Consider the following 16915-nt stretch of genomic DNA (forward strand, 5'->3'; position numbering starts at 1 on the left):
TTGGCCGTCGCGCCTGCATTGGATCGTCGCGAAGCGGTCGACCTGGCGGCAGCGGCCATCATGGTTGGGCTGACGTTTTCCTGGGGGCTCAACTATGTCGCCGCCAAGATCTCCTATGCAGGCTACGACCCGGTCTTCCTGTCGATCGCGCGCTCGATCATCGGCGGCCTCTGCGTATTTGCCTGGTGCCGCTGGCGCGGTATTGCGCTGTTTACGCCAGACAAAACCCTTGTCGCGGGCACCGTGGTGGGCGCACTGTTTGGCGTCGAGTTCCTGTGCCTCTATGTCGGGCTCGAACACACCACCGTTGCCCGCAACACACTTCTGGTCAACACCATGCCGTTCTGGGTGCTGGTCGGCGGCCACTTCCTGCTCGACGAGCGCATCACGGGGCGCAAGCTTGTCGGCCTTGTGCTGGCATTTGGCGGACTGGCCGCCGTATTCTCCGACAAGATGAGTGCCACCGGCGGCTCGACACTGACAGGTGACCTGCTCAGCCTCGCCGCCGGCATCCTCTGGGCTTTGACCAGCATCGTCATCAAGCGCTCGAAGCTGGCCGAGACCAGCGCCGAGAAGTTGCTGCTCTATCAATTGGCCGGCGCCGTCGTCGTCGGTGTCCTGGTCTTGCCTTTCGCCGGACCATCCATCCGCGACCTTGCCGCCTTGCCGACATTGGCGCTGCTGTTCCAGGCTGTTTACGTCGTCGCCTTCACCTATGTGCTGTGGTTCTGGCTGCTCAGGCGCTACCCGGCATCCGGCCTGTCGAGCTTCACCTTCCTGTCGCCGGTGTTCGGTGTGCTGTGCGGCGCGGTGATCTTGAGCGAACCGCTGACCGTGCGTATCTTTCTGGCACTCGGCCTGATTGCGGCCGGATTGATCATCGTCAACCGGCCGGTGCGCAAGCAAATCCCCGGATAGAAAGTTCTGGCATGCGCGATATCCTCAACGACCTCGAAGCGGGAAAGCAGCTGTCCGATCCGGACCCGGTGCGCCGTGCGCAGATCCAGATGAAGACGCCGCTGCCGAAGCGCTTCTACAAGAACGTCTCGGTGGCATCGACCGATGAGGGATTTGCCGTTCACCTCGACGGCAGGCCGGTACGCACGCCCGGCAAGGCGCTGCTGGTGCTGCCGACCGAGAAGGGGGCGGCGCTGGTCGCCGGCGAGTTCGATGCGCAGAGCGAGACCATCGACCCGGTTTCGATGCCGGTGATGCGTCTCGTCAACACGGCCATCGACGGCGTCGCCAGCGACCCGCAGGCGGTGCTGGAGGATATTCTGCGCTTTGCCTCGTCCGACCTGCTTTGCTACCGCGCCGACGCACCGCAAGGGCTGGTCGATCGCCAGAACGAACACTGGGACCCGGTCATCGACTGGGCGCGGTCCGCGCTTGGCGCTCGCTTCAATCTTGCCGAAGGCATCATCCATGTCGAGCAGCCGCGCGAGACCATCGCGGTGCTGGGCGTCTACCTTGCCCAGCGCAAGGAACCGCTGCGGCTGGCGGCCATCCATGTCATGACGTCGCTGACCGGTTCGGCGCTGCTGGCGCTGGCGGTCGATTTCGGCGAGCTCGACGGCGAGGCGGCCTGGGCCGCCGGCCATGTCGATGAAGACTGGCAGGTCGAGCACTGGGGGCAGGATGCCGAAGCCGTCGCGCGCCGGTCGGCCCGCAAGCGTGACATGATGGCGGCGGTCAGTCTTCTCGAGGCGCTGAAATAGCCATTTTCCCGATCCTTTCGCATCGCACCTAATACGAAAGTCATGATTCCAAGGTCGGTCTGCCTCCGGCCGCTGCTTTCTGTCATTTTTGCGCCGTTGGCTGGCTTTGAGTCTGCGTTCAAAGGGAACGCGGACGAGGGCGCGCAGCATCGAGGACAGACGAGATCTCAAGGGAGGACATTTTCATGGCAATGGCATCGACCGCCGGCGAAACCAGCCGCGGCATGACGCGAGAGGAAAAGAAGGTCATCTTCGCTTCCTCGCTCGGCACCGTTTTCGAATGGTACGATTTCTATCTCTACGGCTCGCTGGCCGCCTTTATCGGTGCTACCTTCTTCAGCCAGTATCCCGAAGCGACGCGCAACATCTTTGCCCTGCTGGCTTTCGCCGCGGGCTTCCTGGTGCGCCCGTTCGGCGCGCTGGTGTTCGGCCGTATCGGCGATCTCGTCGGCCGCAAATACACCTTTCTTGTCACCATCATGATCATGGGCCTGTCGACCTTCCTGGTCGGCCTGCTTCCCGGTTCGGCGAGCTGGGGCATTGCAGCCCCCATCATCCTGGTCGCGCTGCGTATGTTGCAGGGCCTAGCGCTCGGTGGTGAATATGGCGGTGCCGCGACCTATGTCGCCGAGCACGCGCCCGACGACCGCCGCGGTTTCTACACCTCATGGATCCAGACGACGGCGACGCTTGGCCTGTTCCTGTCGTTGATCGTCATCCTCGGCATCCAGACGATGTTGAGCAAAGAGGACTTCGCCGCCTGGGGCTGGCGCATTCCATTCCTCGTTTCGGTCATCTTGCTCGGCATATCGGTCTGGATTCGCCTGACGCTCAGTGAATCGCCAACCTTTCAGCGGATGAAGGACGAGGGCAAGGGCTCCAAGGCTCCGCTGACGGAAGCCTTCGGTCAGTGGAAGAATGCCAAGATCGCCATCCTGGCCCTTCTCGGCCTCACCGCCGGCCAGGCCGTGGTCTGGTACTCCGGCCAGTTCTACGCGCTGTTCTTCCTGCAGAACGTTCTCAAGGTCGATCTGCAGACGGTCAACATCCTGATCGCCATCGCCTTGGCGTTGGGCTCCATCTTCTTTGTTGTGTTCGGCTGGCTCTCCGACAAGATCGGCCGCAAGCCGATCATCATGGCGGGGCTGGCTCTGGCGATCTTCACCTACTTCCCGCTGTTCAAGGCATTGACCTGGGCGGCCAATCCGACGCTGGCCGCCGCGCAGGAGAACACGCGTGCGACGGTCACCGTGGCTCCCGGCGACTGCAAGTTCCAGTTCAACCCGGTCGGCACGGCGAAGTTCACCACGTCCTGCGATATCGCCACCTCGTTCCTGGCCAAGAGTTCGGTGCCTTATGATATAGTCACCACCGCCGCACCTGGAACTGCGGCGACGGTCAAGGTCGGCAGCGAGACGGTCGAGTCCTATGATGCGGTCGCTGCCGGCGATCAGGCCAAGGCCAAGGATGGCGCCTTCACCAAGGCGGTCAACATGGCACTCAAGGATGGCGGCTATCCGCTGAAGCGTGCCGCTTCCAAGGTCGCCGACCAGAAGCTTGACGCCTTCGTCGCGGCCAATCCCGAACTGAAGCTCGATGCCGTCGCCATTCGTGCCGGCGAGAAAGCGACGGTTCCGGTCGCCCAGGCGGTCACGGATAAGGTGCTGACGGCCGATGAAGCCGCTGGCGCCACCGACGTGACCGTCTACAGCATCCCAGCGTCCGGCGCGTTTGCGATGTTTGCCGATCCCGCGCAGGTCAACTGGACAAAGGTCACCGGCATCCTGTTTATCTTGATCCTCTACGTGACCATGGTTTACGGACCGATCGCCGCGATTCTGGTCGAGATGTTCCCGACCCGTATCCGCTATACCGGCATGTCGCTGCCCTATCACATCGGCAACGGCTGGTTCGGCGGCCTGCTCCCGGCGACGGTCTTCGCCTTGAGCGCGGCCAAAGGCGACATCTATTATGGCCTCTGGTACCCGATCGTAATCGCAGCGATGACGCTGATCATCGGCATGATCTTCGTCAAGGATACGCTGGGAACCGACCTGCACGCCAAGTAGCCGACGGCTCCGGTACAAAGAAAAAGCCCGGCGCGAGCGATCGCGCCGGGCTTTTTAATTCATCAGAAGCGATGCGTATGGGTCTAAAGCGCGTCGCGTTGAAACGGATTCAGTTGTTTTTATGCATGTTGTTATCCCAAAACCGCTGCGCACTTTTGGGCGACATGCATCAGCTCTTCCGATCCTGTTGCGCTTCCTCGATGGCTGCCTCGTGATACCAGCCGCTGCCGAAATCCGTGAGATCATTGCGCAAAGAGGCAAGCTCTGCCGCGAACTTAGCCTTTCCGCTTAAATTTGAGGCAACTGCGCGGGCTGCCACCGGGAACATCAGGATTTTGGCCGACGGACGGGTAGAAACGATTTCCATTGTCGGGTTCCTTTCTTGTGCTGAGGCTTGTCGATTCAGCTTTCCAGCAAGATAGGTCCTGCGAGTCATTTAGGCAACATGCCGACAAAAAGATCAGTATTTGCATAATATTTGTGCATGATATGCTTTTGATCGATCTGGACGCATTGCTGAGGCGGCTCAGCACATTACCGACCATTTTGCCGCACTCGCTGGAGCGCGAATGGCACACGATTTGCATTTGAACGGTCCGGCAGGCCGGCTCGATCCGGCCATGCATCGACACCGTGTGCGGTGGTCAAGCAACGAGAGGCTCTAGAATGACCAAATACAAGCTCGAGTATATCTGGCTCGATGGATACACCCCGGTCCCCAATCTTCGCGGCAAGACCCAGATCAAGGACTATGCCGAATTCCCGACGCTCGAGCAGCTGCCGCTGTGGGGCTTCGACGGTTCCTCGACACAGCAGGCCGAAGGCCACAGCTCCGACTGCGTGCTGAAGCCGGTCGCGGTGTTCCCGGATCCGGCCCGCACCAATGGCGTGCTGGTGATGTGCGAAGTCATGATGCCCGATGGCGTGACGCCGCATAGCTCCAACAAACGCGCCACCATCCTCGATGACGAGGGCGCCTGGTTCGGCTTCGAGCAGGAATATTTCTTCTACAAGGACGGCCGTCCGCTCGGCTTCCCGGAGAGCGGCTATCCGGCGCCGCAGGGCCCGTATTACACCGGCGTCGGCTACTCGAATGTCGGTTCGGTCGCGCGCCAGATCGTCGAGGAGCATCTCGACCAGTGTCTCGCCGCCGGCATCAACCATGAAGGCATCAACGCCGAAGTGGCCAAGGGCCAGTGGGAATTCCAGATCTTCGGCAAGGGCTCAAAGAAGGCCGCCGACCAGATGTGGATGGCGCGCTACCTGATGCAGCGCCTGACCGAGAAGTACGGCATCGACATCGAATATCACTGCAAGCCGCTCGGCGACACCGACTGGAACGGCTCGGGCATGCACGCCAACTTCTCGACCGCCTATATGCGCGAAGTCGGTGGCAAGGCTTATTTCGAAGCGCTGATGGCCGCCTTCGACAAGAACCTGATGGATCACATCGCCGTCTACGGCCCGGACAACGACAAGCGTCTGACCGGCAAGCACGAGACCGCGCCGTGGAACAAGTTCAGCTACGGCATCGCCGACCGCGGCGCTTCGATCCGCGTGCCGCATTCGTTCATCAACAACGGCTACAAGGGCTATCTGGAAGACCGCCGTCCGAACTCGCAGGGCGACCCCTACCAGATCGCCTCGCAGATCCTGAAGACGATCGCGTCGGTTCCAGCCAGCGGCGAGGTATCGGCTGCTGCATGACCCCTTGCCACGGCACCGGCCGATGGTCCGTACTGTGCTGTTGAACCGGCTCTTGGAAAGCCCTGGCGGAGACGCCGGGGCTTTTTTGTTGTGGGATGATTTACGGCCGGAAACAATGCGGTGGATCGGCTCCGCCAGGTTGCTGCTCATCGGTCCACATGAAAAAGCCATCGGAGGTGACCTCCGAGGGCTTCAAATCTCAATCCGATCAGAAGCTTAGACCGAATAGTACATGTCGTATTCGACCGGATGCGGGGTCATTTCGAAGCGCATCACCTCGGCCATCTTGAGCTCGATGTAGCTGTCGATCTGGTCGTCGTCGAAGACGCCGCCGGCTTTCAGGAAGCCGCGGTCCTTGTCGAGGCTCTGCAGGGCTTCGCGCAGTGAGCCGCAGACGGTCGGGATCTTCTTCAGTTCCTTTGGCGGCAGGTCGTAGAGATCCTTGTCCATGGGCTGTCCCGGATGGATCTTGTTCTTGATGCCGTCGAGGCCGGCCATCAGCATGGCAGCGAAGGCGAGGTAGGGGTTCGCGCCCGGATCGGGGAAGCGGACCTCGACGCGCTTGGCCTTCGGCGACGAGCCAAACGGAATGCGGCAGGACGCCGAACGGTTGCGCGCCGAGTAGGCGAGCAGCACCGGCGCTTCATAGCCCGGCACCAGACGCTTGTAGGAATTGGTCAGCGGGTTGGTGAAGGCATTAATGGCCTTGGCGTGCTTGATGATGCCGCCGATGTAGAACAGGCAGCTCTCCGACAGGCCGGCATACTCGTTACCGGCGAAGGTCGGCTTGCCGCCCTTCCAGATCGACTGGTGGACGTGCATGCCCGAGCCATTGTCGCCGAAGATCGGCTTCGGCATGAAGGTGGCCGTCTTGCCGTAGGCGTTGGCGACCTGGTGCACGACGTACTTGTAGATCAGCATCTTGTCGGCGTTGCGGACCAGCGTGTCGAACTTGATGCCAAGCTCGTGCTGGGCGGCGGCGACCTCATGGTGATGCTTTTCGACGCGCACGCCCATTTCGGCAAGCACGGTCAGCATTTCCGAGCGCATGTCCTGCGCGGAATCGATGGGCGGCACAGGGAAATAGCCGCCCTTGATGCGCGGACGATGGCCGAGGTTGCCGGTCTCGTAGTCGGTGTCGTCATTGGACGGCAGTTCGGTCGAATCCAGCCGGAAGCCGGTGTTATAAGGGTCGGCCTTGTACTTGACGTCGTCGAAGACGAAGAACTCGGCTTCCGGGCCGACATAGATGGTGTCGCCGATGCCTTCCGACTTCATGTAGGCCTCGGCCTTCTTGGCGGTACCGCGCGGATCGCGGTTGTAGGATTCGCCGGAGACCGGATCGAGGATGTCGCACAGGATGACCATGGTCGACTGGGCGAAGAACGGGTCCATGTGCACCGTGTCGGGGTCGGGCATCAGCACCATGTCGGACTCGTTGATCGCCTTCCAGCCGGCGATCGAGGAGCCGTCGAACATGACGCCATCGGCGAACATGTCTTCCTCGACCTCGACGACATCCATCGTCACGTGCTGCAGCTTGCCCTTCGGATCGGTGAAGCGCAGGTCGACGAATTTTACGTCGTTGTCCTTGATCTGCTTCATGATGTCTTTGGCTGTCGTCATGTCATTTCTTCCCTGTGTGCTGGCGGTTCGAGGAAACTGAAATCAGAAAGCTCAGACGGCGTCCATACCCGTTTCACCGGTGCGGATACGGACGACTTCCTCGATGTTGGAGACGAAGATCTTGCCGTCGCCGATACGGCCAGTCTGCGCCGCCTTGCGGATGGCCTCGATGGCGCCTTCGACCGCATCGTCGCCGAGCACGACCTCGATCTTCACCTTGGGCAGGAAATCGACGACATATTCCGCGCCCCGGTAAAGTTCGGTATGGCCCTTCTGTCGGCCGAAGCCCTTGGCCTCGGTGACGGTGATGCCTTGCAGCCCGGCCTCCTGAAGCGCTTCCTTCACTTCGTCTAGCTTGAACGGCTTGATGATCGCTTCGATCTTTTTCATGTAAAAAATGGCCTCCACTGCCAAAAAGACGGGTTGTGAGCCCCGCTTGCGCCTCCTTCAAGCACGAACTGTGCCAATTTCGGCTAAAACAAAGCGGTATCACGCGATTTCAACACCATGCCGCCACCCGATGCATATTCGCGTCATTCGCTGCATTGGAAGCGGCATGGACACTTAAAGCCTAGTCACAGCGGTTGCGATTGTCCGCCTAATAATTAGGCAAGTCGTACATTTTGCGGGCAGTTTGCGCGGCGCTTCGTTCCTCCAACGATGCTTTCGCTCTCGCAATCCGCCTCTCGGCGTTTGCGTCAGACTTAAAACTGGACAATGCTCGATTGAAATGCGGACGGCAATCCATGAGCAACGAACTTCTGTCTCCGGCCGAAATGGGCGAAGCCGACCGGCTGGCGATCGCCGCCGGCCCGCTGGATGGCTTCGGCCTGATGCAGCGTGCCGGCGAGGCGGTGGCCGCGGTTGTGCTGGCGCGCTATCCGGCCGCGGCACGCGTGCATGTGCTGTGCGGTCCCGGCAACAATGGCGGCGACGGCTATGTCGTGGCTCGCATCCTGCGGGATAGCGGCGTTGACGTGTCGGTGTGGGCGTCCGGCCCGCCCAGGGCGGGCAGCGATGCGGCCATTGCCGCCGCCGAATGTCCGGTCGCATCCCGGCCGCTGTCGGCATTCAGCGCCGAGAAGAACGCGGTCGTGGTCGACGCGCTCTATGGGGCAGGGCTGTCCAAGGCGCTGTCGGGTGATGCAGCCCAGGCGGTCGAGATCGCCACGGCGCTGAACCTGCCGCTCGTCGCCGTCGACCTGCCTTCCGGCGTTTCCGGCGAAAGCGGCAACATACTGGGGCAGGCGTTCCGCGCCGACGTCACCGTTACCTTCGCGCGCAAGAAACCCGGCCACCTGCTGCTGCCGGGGCGCGACTTGTGCCGTGAGATCGTGCTTGCCGATATCGGTATCGGGGCCGAAGTGATTGCGCAACTCAAGACGCAGACCTTCGAGAACGTACCGGCTCTTTGGCGGGACGCGCTTCCCATGCCGGCGGTCGATGCACACAAATACAGGCGCGGCCATGCCGGGGTCTTTTCCGGCGGGCCATCGTCGACGGGTGCTGCGCGGCTGTCGGCGCTTGCCGCCGCCAGGACCGGGGCAGGGGCGGTGACGGTGCTGTCGCCGGCGAACGCCATGCAGGTGAACGCCGCGCACCTCACCTCGATCATGCTGCGCAAGGCCGATACGGTCGAGGATGTGCACGATTTCATCGCTGAACGGCGGCCATCGGCCTTCGTCCTCGGTCCTGGGTTCGGGGTTGGTGACAAGACCCGGGATTTTGCACTGGCGATACTGGGTGCCGGACGGCAAGGTGCCGCCGGCCGGATCGACGGGCTGGTGCTCGATGCCGACGGCATCAGCTCGTTTCGCGAAGAGCCGAATACGCTGTTCGAGGCGGCGCGCCGGCCGGACGCCCCGGCGCTGGTGATGACGCCGCATGAGGGCGAATTCGGACGGCTCTTCCCGGACATTGCAGGCGACAACGCTCTCTCCAAGCTGGCCAATGCGCGCGCGGCTGCTCAGCGCTCTAATGGTGTCGTCGTCTACAAGGGCGCCGACACGGTGATCGCGGCGCCGAATGGCTTGGCGGCGATCAACAGCAATGGCGCGCCCTGGCTCGCCACCGCTGGCTCTGGCGATGTGCTGGCGGGCATCATCGCTGGACTGCTGGCGCAAGGTATGCCGCCTTTCGAGGCTGCTTGCGCGGCGGTGTGGATCCATGCCGAGGCGGGCAGCCGCTTCGGGCCGGGGCTGATCGCCGAGGATCTGCCGCTTGCCATGGTGCCGGTGCTGCTCGAGTTGATCCGCAGCCGCAAGGGAATCGCTGGATGACCCACCGCTTCACGCTGATTGCCGGATTTCTTGTCACGTTCTTGATGGCGCAGGTGGCGCGCGCCGAGGGTCCGGTGACCATGGTCGACGATCCGGCGGTTCTCACCGCCCTCGACGCCAGGGGTTTTGGCTTTGCCGGTGTTTTCGGTGTCGATGGCGAGGACGACCTTAAGGCTCTCTATGACGAGGCGCCGGCCTATCACGCGATCGTCGACACGGTGGCAGGCGACGTCGCCGCCTTGCGGGCGGAAATGAAGGCGGGCGGCCGGCTGCTCTATGAGGTGACCGACGGCAATGTCGGGCGCATCATGGACATGCGCTGGCTGAAGACCGATGCCGCGCGCTTCCGTCTGGTCGGTGTCGTCAACCGGCTCGACAGGCGCGATTTCGCCAAGGTGCAGGGCGAGGGCAGCTGCGGCGAGGTGCGGCTCATCTACCGGCTTGCCTACAGCTTCAAGAAGAACGGCAAGGTGCTGGCCTCGCGCCTGCCGTTCAATTTCAACGCCGTCTACAACGCCGCGCCGGATGCCGATGGTGGCTGCGTCGGCGTTGCCGGGCGCTGGACGCCGCAGCTCGACGAGAGCGTCGATGCCGGCTGGCTTGTTGGAGGGCCGCTGGAAAAGGCCGGCCTCAACTTCAAGCAGCTCGAGCTCAACGCACAGATCGTCCGCTTTCCGTCTGGCCAGGAGACCGAGTTCGGCGGACAGGCCGCGTATCTGATGCGGATCTTCGACTTTGACGGTGCCGCCATCGCCGAGAAGCCGCTGGAAAACACGCCGGATACGGCGCGGCTGACGCAAGACGCCGCGCTCAAGAAAAGGCTTGCCGACTATATCAGCGACAACGTGGGGGCGGTCGATCTCGGCGTCTACGAAATCCCCGATGAATTCTTGGCCAAAAAGGTCATTTCGTGGTCGACCTTCGGCAGCGCCAGGCAGGCCAACCACCCGTTTACGCCTTTATTCCAGCCAACGGATTTCGCCGGGCTGGATTATTCCGGGCTGAAGCTGGTGCGCACGCCGGAGGCGCTGGTCGAGCGGCTGGACAATGGCGCCTGCCAAGGCTGCCATCAGGCGGGCTCCACCGCCGGCTTCCATTTCATCGGCCTCGACGACAAGACGACGTCGCCGCTCAACCGCATCGAGGTCGGTATCTCGCCGCATCTGCATGCGGAGATACCGCGGCGCGAGGCCTGGCTGCGCGCCACGGCCGAGGGCAAGGAGCCGAACGGTTTTCGGCCGCTGTCCTTCGCGCCGCCGGCCGCCTGGACGGATGCGGGCGAGGTCGACTACGCGCCGGCCGAGCTGGCTATGCCGTGCCTGGTGCCGGAGGACGCCGTCCGCTTCGGCGCCACCTGGCAATGCGGCGGCGGCACCGTCTGTACGCCGCTGGCCACCGCTTCAGGCGTGCGCACCAAGCTGGCGCAATGCCTGCTGCCCAAGGATAGCAAGGACATGTTTTCCGGCCATCCATGCCTGACCGGCTCGATCGCCAGCAATGAGACGCAGCCTTTCAACGATCGTTACAAAATCACCGGGCAGTTCGCCGCTTTCGCGACCGATATTTCACGCACCGCCTATACCTGCCGTCCACCGAAGATCGGCGTGCCGGCCGGCATCGCCTATCGCGGCTGCGACGACAAGGATCGCACCTTCGCCGCCTTCAAGGCGGGCAAGCCGATGCCCAGCGAGATCTGCGGGCTGGTTGGCGGGAAAAAGTTCGATACCTGCGTGGCGACCAACAATTTCGACCAGTGCCTCGGCGGCGCGGTCAATCGCGGCAACCGGCCGGCCTGTTCGGACGATCATTTCTGCCGCGAGGACTATATGTGCCAGTCGCTGCCACCCGACACGCCTGGTGTCGGCAAGGTGAAAGGCATCGGCTTCTGCTCGCCGACCTACTTCACCTTCCAGATGCGCATCGACAACCATGCAACGCCATGGGCGAGTGCAGCGCGTGCGACAATGGGCGCGGGGTTCGGCGCGGCGGCAGAGGAATAGCCGCCGGTTCAGGCGCCTTGCGGGTGGCGCGCTACCGCGTCCGCCAGGGCCGCAAGCACTCTCTCTTCGCTGACATCGCGCGTATGCTCGATCCAGCTTGGCGTCGAAATCGGCGGCTCGACATACAGAACCTGGTCGTTCACAGGACCGGTTTCGTAGGAGCGGTTCGACCCGAAAACGAGCACGCACGGCCCACCCAAAGCCGCGGCCGCATGCGCTATGCCGCCATCGACGCCGAGGAAGACGGTCGAGGCAGCGATCTGGCACATGGCGTCGGTGATGTCAGGGGTTGACGTGAAATCCACCGCCTCCGGCAGTGCTGCCCGGATCTGGGCGGCGGCCTCGCGTTCGCGCGGACCGCCGACAATCCATACCGACCAGCCGCGCCTGGCATGATCCCTGGCGACCGAGACGAAACGCTCCGCCGGCCATGAGCGGAAGTTGGCAAAGTCCGACGTGTAGAGCACCAGCGCCGGCCTTGCTGCGTCGATCCGATGCCGGACGCGCCAAGCCGACAGTTCCTCGGGCGAGATCACCATTCGCGGCGGCGGCAGCCGCGTTCCGTCAACCGGCTTCTCACCCAGCATGGCGATCGCGCAGACCTGCTCGAACAGCCTTGTCTTGCGAGGGCCGAAAGCCACCAAACTCTTCAGCCAGCCGGCCGGCAGCCGGTTGACGATGCCGAACTGCAATTCGCGCGGATAGCCGATGCGCTCGGGGATGCCCGCCATCCAAGGCACCAGGGCCGCCTTGGTGCTGCTGGTGAGAAGATAGCACGCGCGATAATTCTGCTCGCGAAGTTGGCGGGCCAGTTGCATGCGCTTGCCGAAACCAGCCTGCAAGTGCCGCTTCTCCAGCACCCAGGCTTTCCTGACGTGAGGCATCAGCCGCGCGAGGGGCGCTGCAAGCGGCGAGGTGATGACATCGATGGGATGGCCGGGAAACCGTTCGGCGATGACCAGAATGGCCGAATGGCAACGAACGAAATCGCCGATCGCCGGCAAACAGAAGACGAGGATTGGATCCAAAAGTTTGACTACCTATTCGATTGGGAGAAGGTCTGCCGCGATGGCGTGGCTCACTCAGAGCGGAATATTGTCGTGCTTCTTCCAGGGGTTTTGCATGTCCTTGTTGCGCAACATGCGCAGCGCCCGCGCGATGCGGCGGCGGGTCGAGTGCGGCATGATCACCTCGTCGACATAGCCGCGCTCGGCAGCGACGAAGGGTGACAGGAAGCGGTCCTCGTAAGCCTTTGTATGCGCTGCGATCTTTTCCGCATCACCGATGTCCTTGCGGTAGATGATCTCGACCGCGCCCCTGGCGCCCATCACCGCGATCTGCGCCGTCGGCCAGGCATAGTTCATGTCGCCGCGCAAATGTTTCGAGGCCATGACGTCATAGGCGCCGCCATAGGCTTTTCGGGTGATGACGGTGATCTTCGGCACGGTCGCCTCGGCGTAGGCGAACAACAGCTTGGCGCCGTGCTTGATCAGTCCGCCATATTCCTGCGCGGTGCCGGGCAGGAAGCCGGGAACGTCGACGAAGGTGACGATTGGGATCGAAAAACAGTCGCAGAAGCGCACGAAGCGCGCCGCCTTGCGGCTGGCGTCGGAATCAAGCACGCCGGCCAGCACCATCGGTTGGTTGGCGACGAAGCCGACGGTGCGACCCTCGACACGGCCGAAACCGGTGACAATGTTTTTGGCAAAGCTCTGCTGGATCTCGAAGAAGTCGCCCTCATCGGCAACTTTGAGGATCAGTTCCTTGATGTCGTAGGGCTTGTTGGCGTTGTCCGGGATCAGCCGGTCGAGCGACAGGTCGTTGTCGGTCACCGACTGGTAGCATTCGATCTCGGGAAGCTCGGCCGTATTGGAGGCGGGCAGCAGGTCGACCAGCCGGCGCATCTGCAGCAGCGCCTCGACGTCATTGTCATAGGCGCCGTCGGCGATCGACGATTTGGTCGTGTGGACGCTGGCGCCACCGAGGCTTTCGGCGGTCACCGTCTCGTTGGTGACGGTCTTCACCACGTCCGGCCCGGTGACGAACATGTAGGAGGTGTCGCGCACCATGAAGATGAAATCGGTCATGGCGGGTGAATAGACATCGCCGCCGGCGCACGGGCCCATGATCAGTGAAATCTGCGGAATGACGCCGGAGGCGAGCACGTTGCGCTGAAAAATCTCGGCATAGCCGCCGAGGGCCGCCACGCCTTCCTGGATGCGGGCGCCGCCGGCATCGTAGAGGCCGATGATCGGCGCCCGGTTGCGCAGCGCCATTTCCTGCACCTTGACCACCTTCTCGGCGTGGGCTTCCGACAGAGAGCCGCCGAAGACGGTAAAGTCCTTGGCGAAGAGATAGACCGGACGGCCGTTGACGGTGCCCCAGCCGGTAACGACGCCATCGCCGGCGATCTTGGTCTTCTCCATGCCGAAATCGGTCGAGCGGTGTTCGACATACATGTCGAACTCCTCGAACGAGCCTTCGTCGAGGAAGACGTCGATGCGTTCGCGCGCCGTGAGCTTGCCCTTCTTGTGCTGGGCGTCGATGCGCGCCTGGCCGCCGCCCATGCGGGCGATCTCGCGGCGGCGCTCGAGTTCCTTCAGCACGTCCTTCATCGCCCGGTCCCCAATATGGAAAGTGGCATTTGTGGTAATGATGCCTGCAAGCGAGCGCAAGCGCCGCTTTCGCCCTCGATTTGCTGCGCTGCAACATGGGCCCCTTGCATTTCGATGCGAACTCAGCCATATGCAGCGGCATAGGCGCTTGGGCCGGCACTGTCCGGCCTTCTCGACGAATGAGACTGGTTGCGTCTGTTTTCCCTCTTTCCGGTTGATCGGCAAGGCGGCGAAAAAGCCCCGTGGCATGATGCCTGCGGGCACGACAGCGCAGCCGAGCGGACGAAGAACGTCCGCCGCCTTGTCGTTCCATGACAATTTTTTCGACGGCAGGTTGCGCCCTGCCGCCATCGATGTTTGCGGCCACGGGCCGCGTGAAAGAAGACTATTTTGACCAACGAAAACACTTTGTCCGGTAAGGACACTGGGGAACTCTCGGGTTTCGCAGCACTTGGAATTTCGGGCGCGCTGCTCAAGGCGACCCATGCCGCGGGCTTCACCGAACCGAAGCCGATCCAGGTCCAGGCAATCCCGCCGCAGCTGGAAGGCCGTGACATTTTCGGCATCGCCCAGACCGGCTCGGGCAAGACGGCGGCCTTCGCGCTGCCGATCCTGTCGAAGATCATCGCGCTCGGCACCAAACGGCGCGCCAAGACGACCCGTGCGCTGATTCTGGCGCCGACGCGCGAACTTGCAGTGCAGATCGAGGATACCATCAAGATCCTCGCCAAGGGCGCGCATGTCTCGACCGCGCTGGTGCTGGGCGGCGTCTCGCGCTTCAGCCAGGTGAAGAAGGTTGCTCCGGGCGTGGACATCCTGATCGCGACGCCCGGCCGTCTGACCGACCTGGTGCGCGAGGGTGACCTCATTCTCTCCGACACCAAATGGCTGGTGCTCGACGAGGGCGACCGCATGCTCGACATGGGTTTCATCAACGACGTCAAGCGCATCGCCAAGGCGACCGCGCCCGACCGTCAGACGGCACTGTTCTCGGCCACCATGCCGGATGAAATCGCCGAACTGGCCAAGGGCCTGTTGAAGAACCCGGTTCGCATCGAGGTCTCGCCGCAGAGCACCGCGGCGGCCGAGATCGTACAAGGCGTCGTCTTTGCCCGCACCAAGCAGAAGCGTCAGGTGCTGTCCAAGATGCTCGCCGACGAGGCGATGAAGTCCGTCATCATCTTTTCGCGCACCAAGCACGGCGCCGACAGGGTGACCAAGGATCTCGAGCGCGACGGTTTCAAGGCCGCCGTCATCCACGGCAACAAGTCGCAGAACGCCCGCCAGAAGGCGCTCAACGATTTCCGCGAGGGCTCGGTGCGCATTCTGGTGGCGACCGACATCGCGGCGCGCGGCATCGACGTGCCCGGCATCAGCCATGTGGTGAACTTCGACCTGCCTGATGAAGCGGAAAGCTATGTCCACCGCATCGGCCGCACCGGCCGCAACGGCATGGACGGCATTGCCATTACGCTTTGCGATCCGTCCGAGAACAGCAAGCTGCGCCAGGTCGAGCGCATCATCCGCAGCAAGCTGCCGATCGTTGCCGACCATCTCGGCAGCCCCGATCCGCAGCGCAATCCCGCCGAGAAGAACGAGCGCTTCGAGCCGGCCAATGACCGCGCCGACCACAATGGCCGTCGCGACGGCAGGCGGCCGGGCGGCAACAACGGTTTCGGCAAGAAGCGGTTCGGCGACAAGCCGGCTGGCGATCGCCCGTTCGCGGCCAAGCCGCAAGGCGAGCGCCCGGAGGGCCGCAAGCCGTTCAAGGGCAACAACAAGCGCCGTTTCGGCGGCAAGCGGCCGGCTACACGGGCTGCCTGAACCTGCTGCGCGGTCGAGCCTTGTGCCCGATCGCCGCTGACTGAAACAAGGGCGACCGAAGCGCTGCTTCGGTCGCCCTTTTCGTTTCGGGTCTATTCCGTGAGCGCCTTGACCCAGACGACGATGCGCTGCGCTAGGAAGGCCGTGGTCGACGGCGACAACGCGTCGCCGGCAATGACGTGGTTGTCCTGGTCGCCGGTGTCGTCGACCGGCACCAGTTCATGCGCGGCACCCCAGCGTCCGGCAACCTCGCGCGTGCGGTCGGGCCGCACCACTTTGTCCGAATCGGAAAAGATGAACAAAGCGGGGATGGTCGCCTTCTCCACCGGCGCGCCATGGGCAAGCTCCACCAGCGCCTCCATCGGCAGCGTTGCCGCCATCGGATATTTGTAGGTCCAGAACTTCTCGTGCAGCGCATTGCGCGTCGGGAAGCTGCGCTCCTTGCCGCCGACGAGTTCGGCGATCTGCTTGCCCCACGGCATGGTCAGGATGTCGGCGCCGGAAGCCTTGACGCCGAAATTGGGCGAGATGAATGCGATCGCCACGACGCCGTCCGAGGCATCCGGCTGCGTCGCCGCCCAGGCCGCCAGCGAGCCGCCGGTCGAGGTGGCGATGACGATCACCTTGTCGCCGATCGCCCGGCCGATGGCGAGCGCTTCTTCATAGTCGTTGATCCAGGCATTGACGCTACCCTCAGCCATTGCGGCGCTGTCCTGACCATGGCCGGTGAGGCGGGTGTAGAAGAGGTTGGCATCGAGCTGGTCTGCCACGTCATCGGGCAGCGGACGAACCTCTCCCTTCGACGCCGAGAATCCATGGATGTAGACGATCGCCAGCTTTGTCCTGGCGTGAACCATCGGGTCGGCCCAGATGATTTCCTTCTCCAGCCCGTCGCGGATATTGGGAACGGCGGCTTCTTCGCGCGCCAGATAGGCCTGCGGATCGTCGCCGATCCCCTTGGGATCGAAGCGGATCGTGGTGTCGACGGGAACGCGCGGGCCAAGCACGAAGGCCATGACAAGAACGACGGCGAGGCCCAACACCGCAAGCACGATCCGTCGCCCCATTAACAAACTC

13 protein-coding genes are annotated in these 16915 nt (G+C 62.9%); 7 read left to right on the forward strand and 6 right to left on the reverse strand.

All coding sequences use genetic code 11. The features are described 5' to 3' along the window. From AC1RUK_RS10765 to AC1RUK_RS10775, 3 genes are all read left to right on the forward strand, one after another. Positions 1-918, forward strand: coding sequence for a DMT family transporter (locus tag AC1RUK_RS10765; RefSeq protein WP_481835653.1), 918 nt, complete (start codon positions 1-3; stop codon positions 916-918). 11 nt (positions 919-929) lie between these two features. Continuing rightward, complete coding sequence (locus AC1RUK_RS10770; protein ID WP_481835652.1) at positions 930-1718, forward strand: ATP12 family chaperone protein; 789 nt, start codon at positions 930-932, stop codon at positions 1716-1718. Between the two features lie 185 nt (positions 1719-1903). After that, complete coding sequence (locus AC1RUK_RS10775; protein ID WP_481835651.1) at positions 1904-3787, forward strand: MFS transporter; 1884 nt, start codon at positions 1904-1906, stop codon at positions 3785-3787. Between the two features lie 169 nt (positions 3788-3956). On the opposite strand, the gene AC1RUK_RS10780 is transcribed toward AC1RUK_RS10775, so the two are convergent. Continuing rightward, complete coding sequence (locus tag AC1RUK_RS10780) at positions 3957-4154, reverse strand: DUF2735 domain-containing protein (protein ID WP_436175115.1); 198 nt, start codon at positions 4152-4154, stop codon at positions 3957-3959. 299 nt (positions 4155-4453) lie between these two features. On the opposite strand from AC1RUK_RS10780, the gene AC1RUK_RS10785 reads away from it, so the two are divergent. Further along, positions 4454-5494 (forward strand): glutamine synthetase beta-grasp domain-containing protein, encoded by a 1041-nt coding sequence (locus AC1RUK_RS10785; protein WP_006205432.1) that lies wholly within the window; start codon positions 4454-4456, stop codon positions 5492-5494. A 216-nt stretch (positions 5495-5710) separates the two neighbouring features. Here AC1RUK_RS10785 and glnA read toward each other — a convergent pair whose 3' ends face one another. Both glnA and AC1RUK_RS10795 read right to left on the reverse strand, forming a co-directional pair. Next, complete coding sequence (glnA, locus tag AC1RUK_RS10790; protein WP_006205431.1) at positions 5711-7120, reverse strand: type I glutamate--ammonia ligase; 1410 nt, start codon at positions 7118-7120, stop codon at positions 5711-5713. A 51-nt stretch (positions 7121-7171) separates the two neighbouring features. Then, a complete protein-coding gene (locus tag AC1RUK_RS10795) occupies positions 7172-7510 on the reverse strand; it encodes a P-II family nitrogen regulator (protein WP_006205430.1) in 339 nt (112 codons plus the stop codon). 356 nt (positions 7511-7866) lie between these two features. Between AC1RUK_RS10795 and AC1RUK_RS10800 the strand changes: the two genes are divergently transcribed. Further along, complete coding sequence (locus tag AC1RUK_RS10800; RefSeq protein WP_481835650.1) at positions 7867-9399, forward strand: NAD(P)H-hydrate dehydratase; 1533 nt, start codon at positions 7867-7869, stop codon at positions 9397-9399. Further along, on the forward strand, positions 9396-11399 hold the full coding sequence (locus AC1RUK_RS10805; protein WP_481835649.1) for a hypothetical protein: 2004 nt from the start codon (positions 9396-9398) through the stop codon (positions 11397-11399). The genes AC1RUK_RS10800 and AC1RUK_RS10805 overlap by 4 nt, the downstream gene beginning before the upstream one ends. A gap of 8 nt (positions 11400-11407) precedes the next feature. Here the strand turns inward: AC1RUK_RS10805 and waaF are convergent, their stop codons facing one another. Further along, positions 11408-12427 carry a lipopolysaccharide heptosyltransferase II gene (waaF, locus tag AC1RUK_RS10810; protein WP_481835648.1) on the reverse strand — a complete coding sequence of 340 codons (1020 nt, stop codon included), beginning with the start codon at positions 12425-12427 and terminating at the stop codon, positions 11408-11410. A 54-nt stretch (positions 12428-12481) separates the two neighbouring features. After that, entirely contained in the window at positions 12482-14014 is a 1533-nt protein-coding gene (locus tag AC1RUK_RS10815) for an acyl-CoA carboxylase subunit beta (RefSeq protein WP_481835647.1), read from the reverse strand. A 390-nt stretch (positions 14015-14404) separates the two neighbouring features. On the opposite strand from AC1RUK_RS10815, the gene AC1RUK_RS10820 reads away from it, so the two are divergent. Further along, entirely contained in the window at positions 14405-15838 is a 1434-nt protein-coding gene (locus AC1RUK_RS10820; RefSeq protein WP_481835646.1) for a DEAD/DEAH box helicase, read from the forward strand. 92 nt (positions 15839-15930) lie between these two features. Here the strand turns inward: AC1RUK_RS10820 and AC1RUK_RS10825 are convergent, their stop codons facing one another. Continuing rightward, complete coding sequence (locus tag AC1RUK_RS10825) at positions 15931-16905, reverse strand: alpha/beta hydrolase (RefSeq protein WP_481835645.1); 975 nt, start codon at positions 16903-16905, stop codon at positions 15931-15933. Between the last annotated feature and the right edge of the window lie 10 nt (positions 16906-16915).

This window comes from Mesorhizobium monacense (assembly GCF_056781675.1).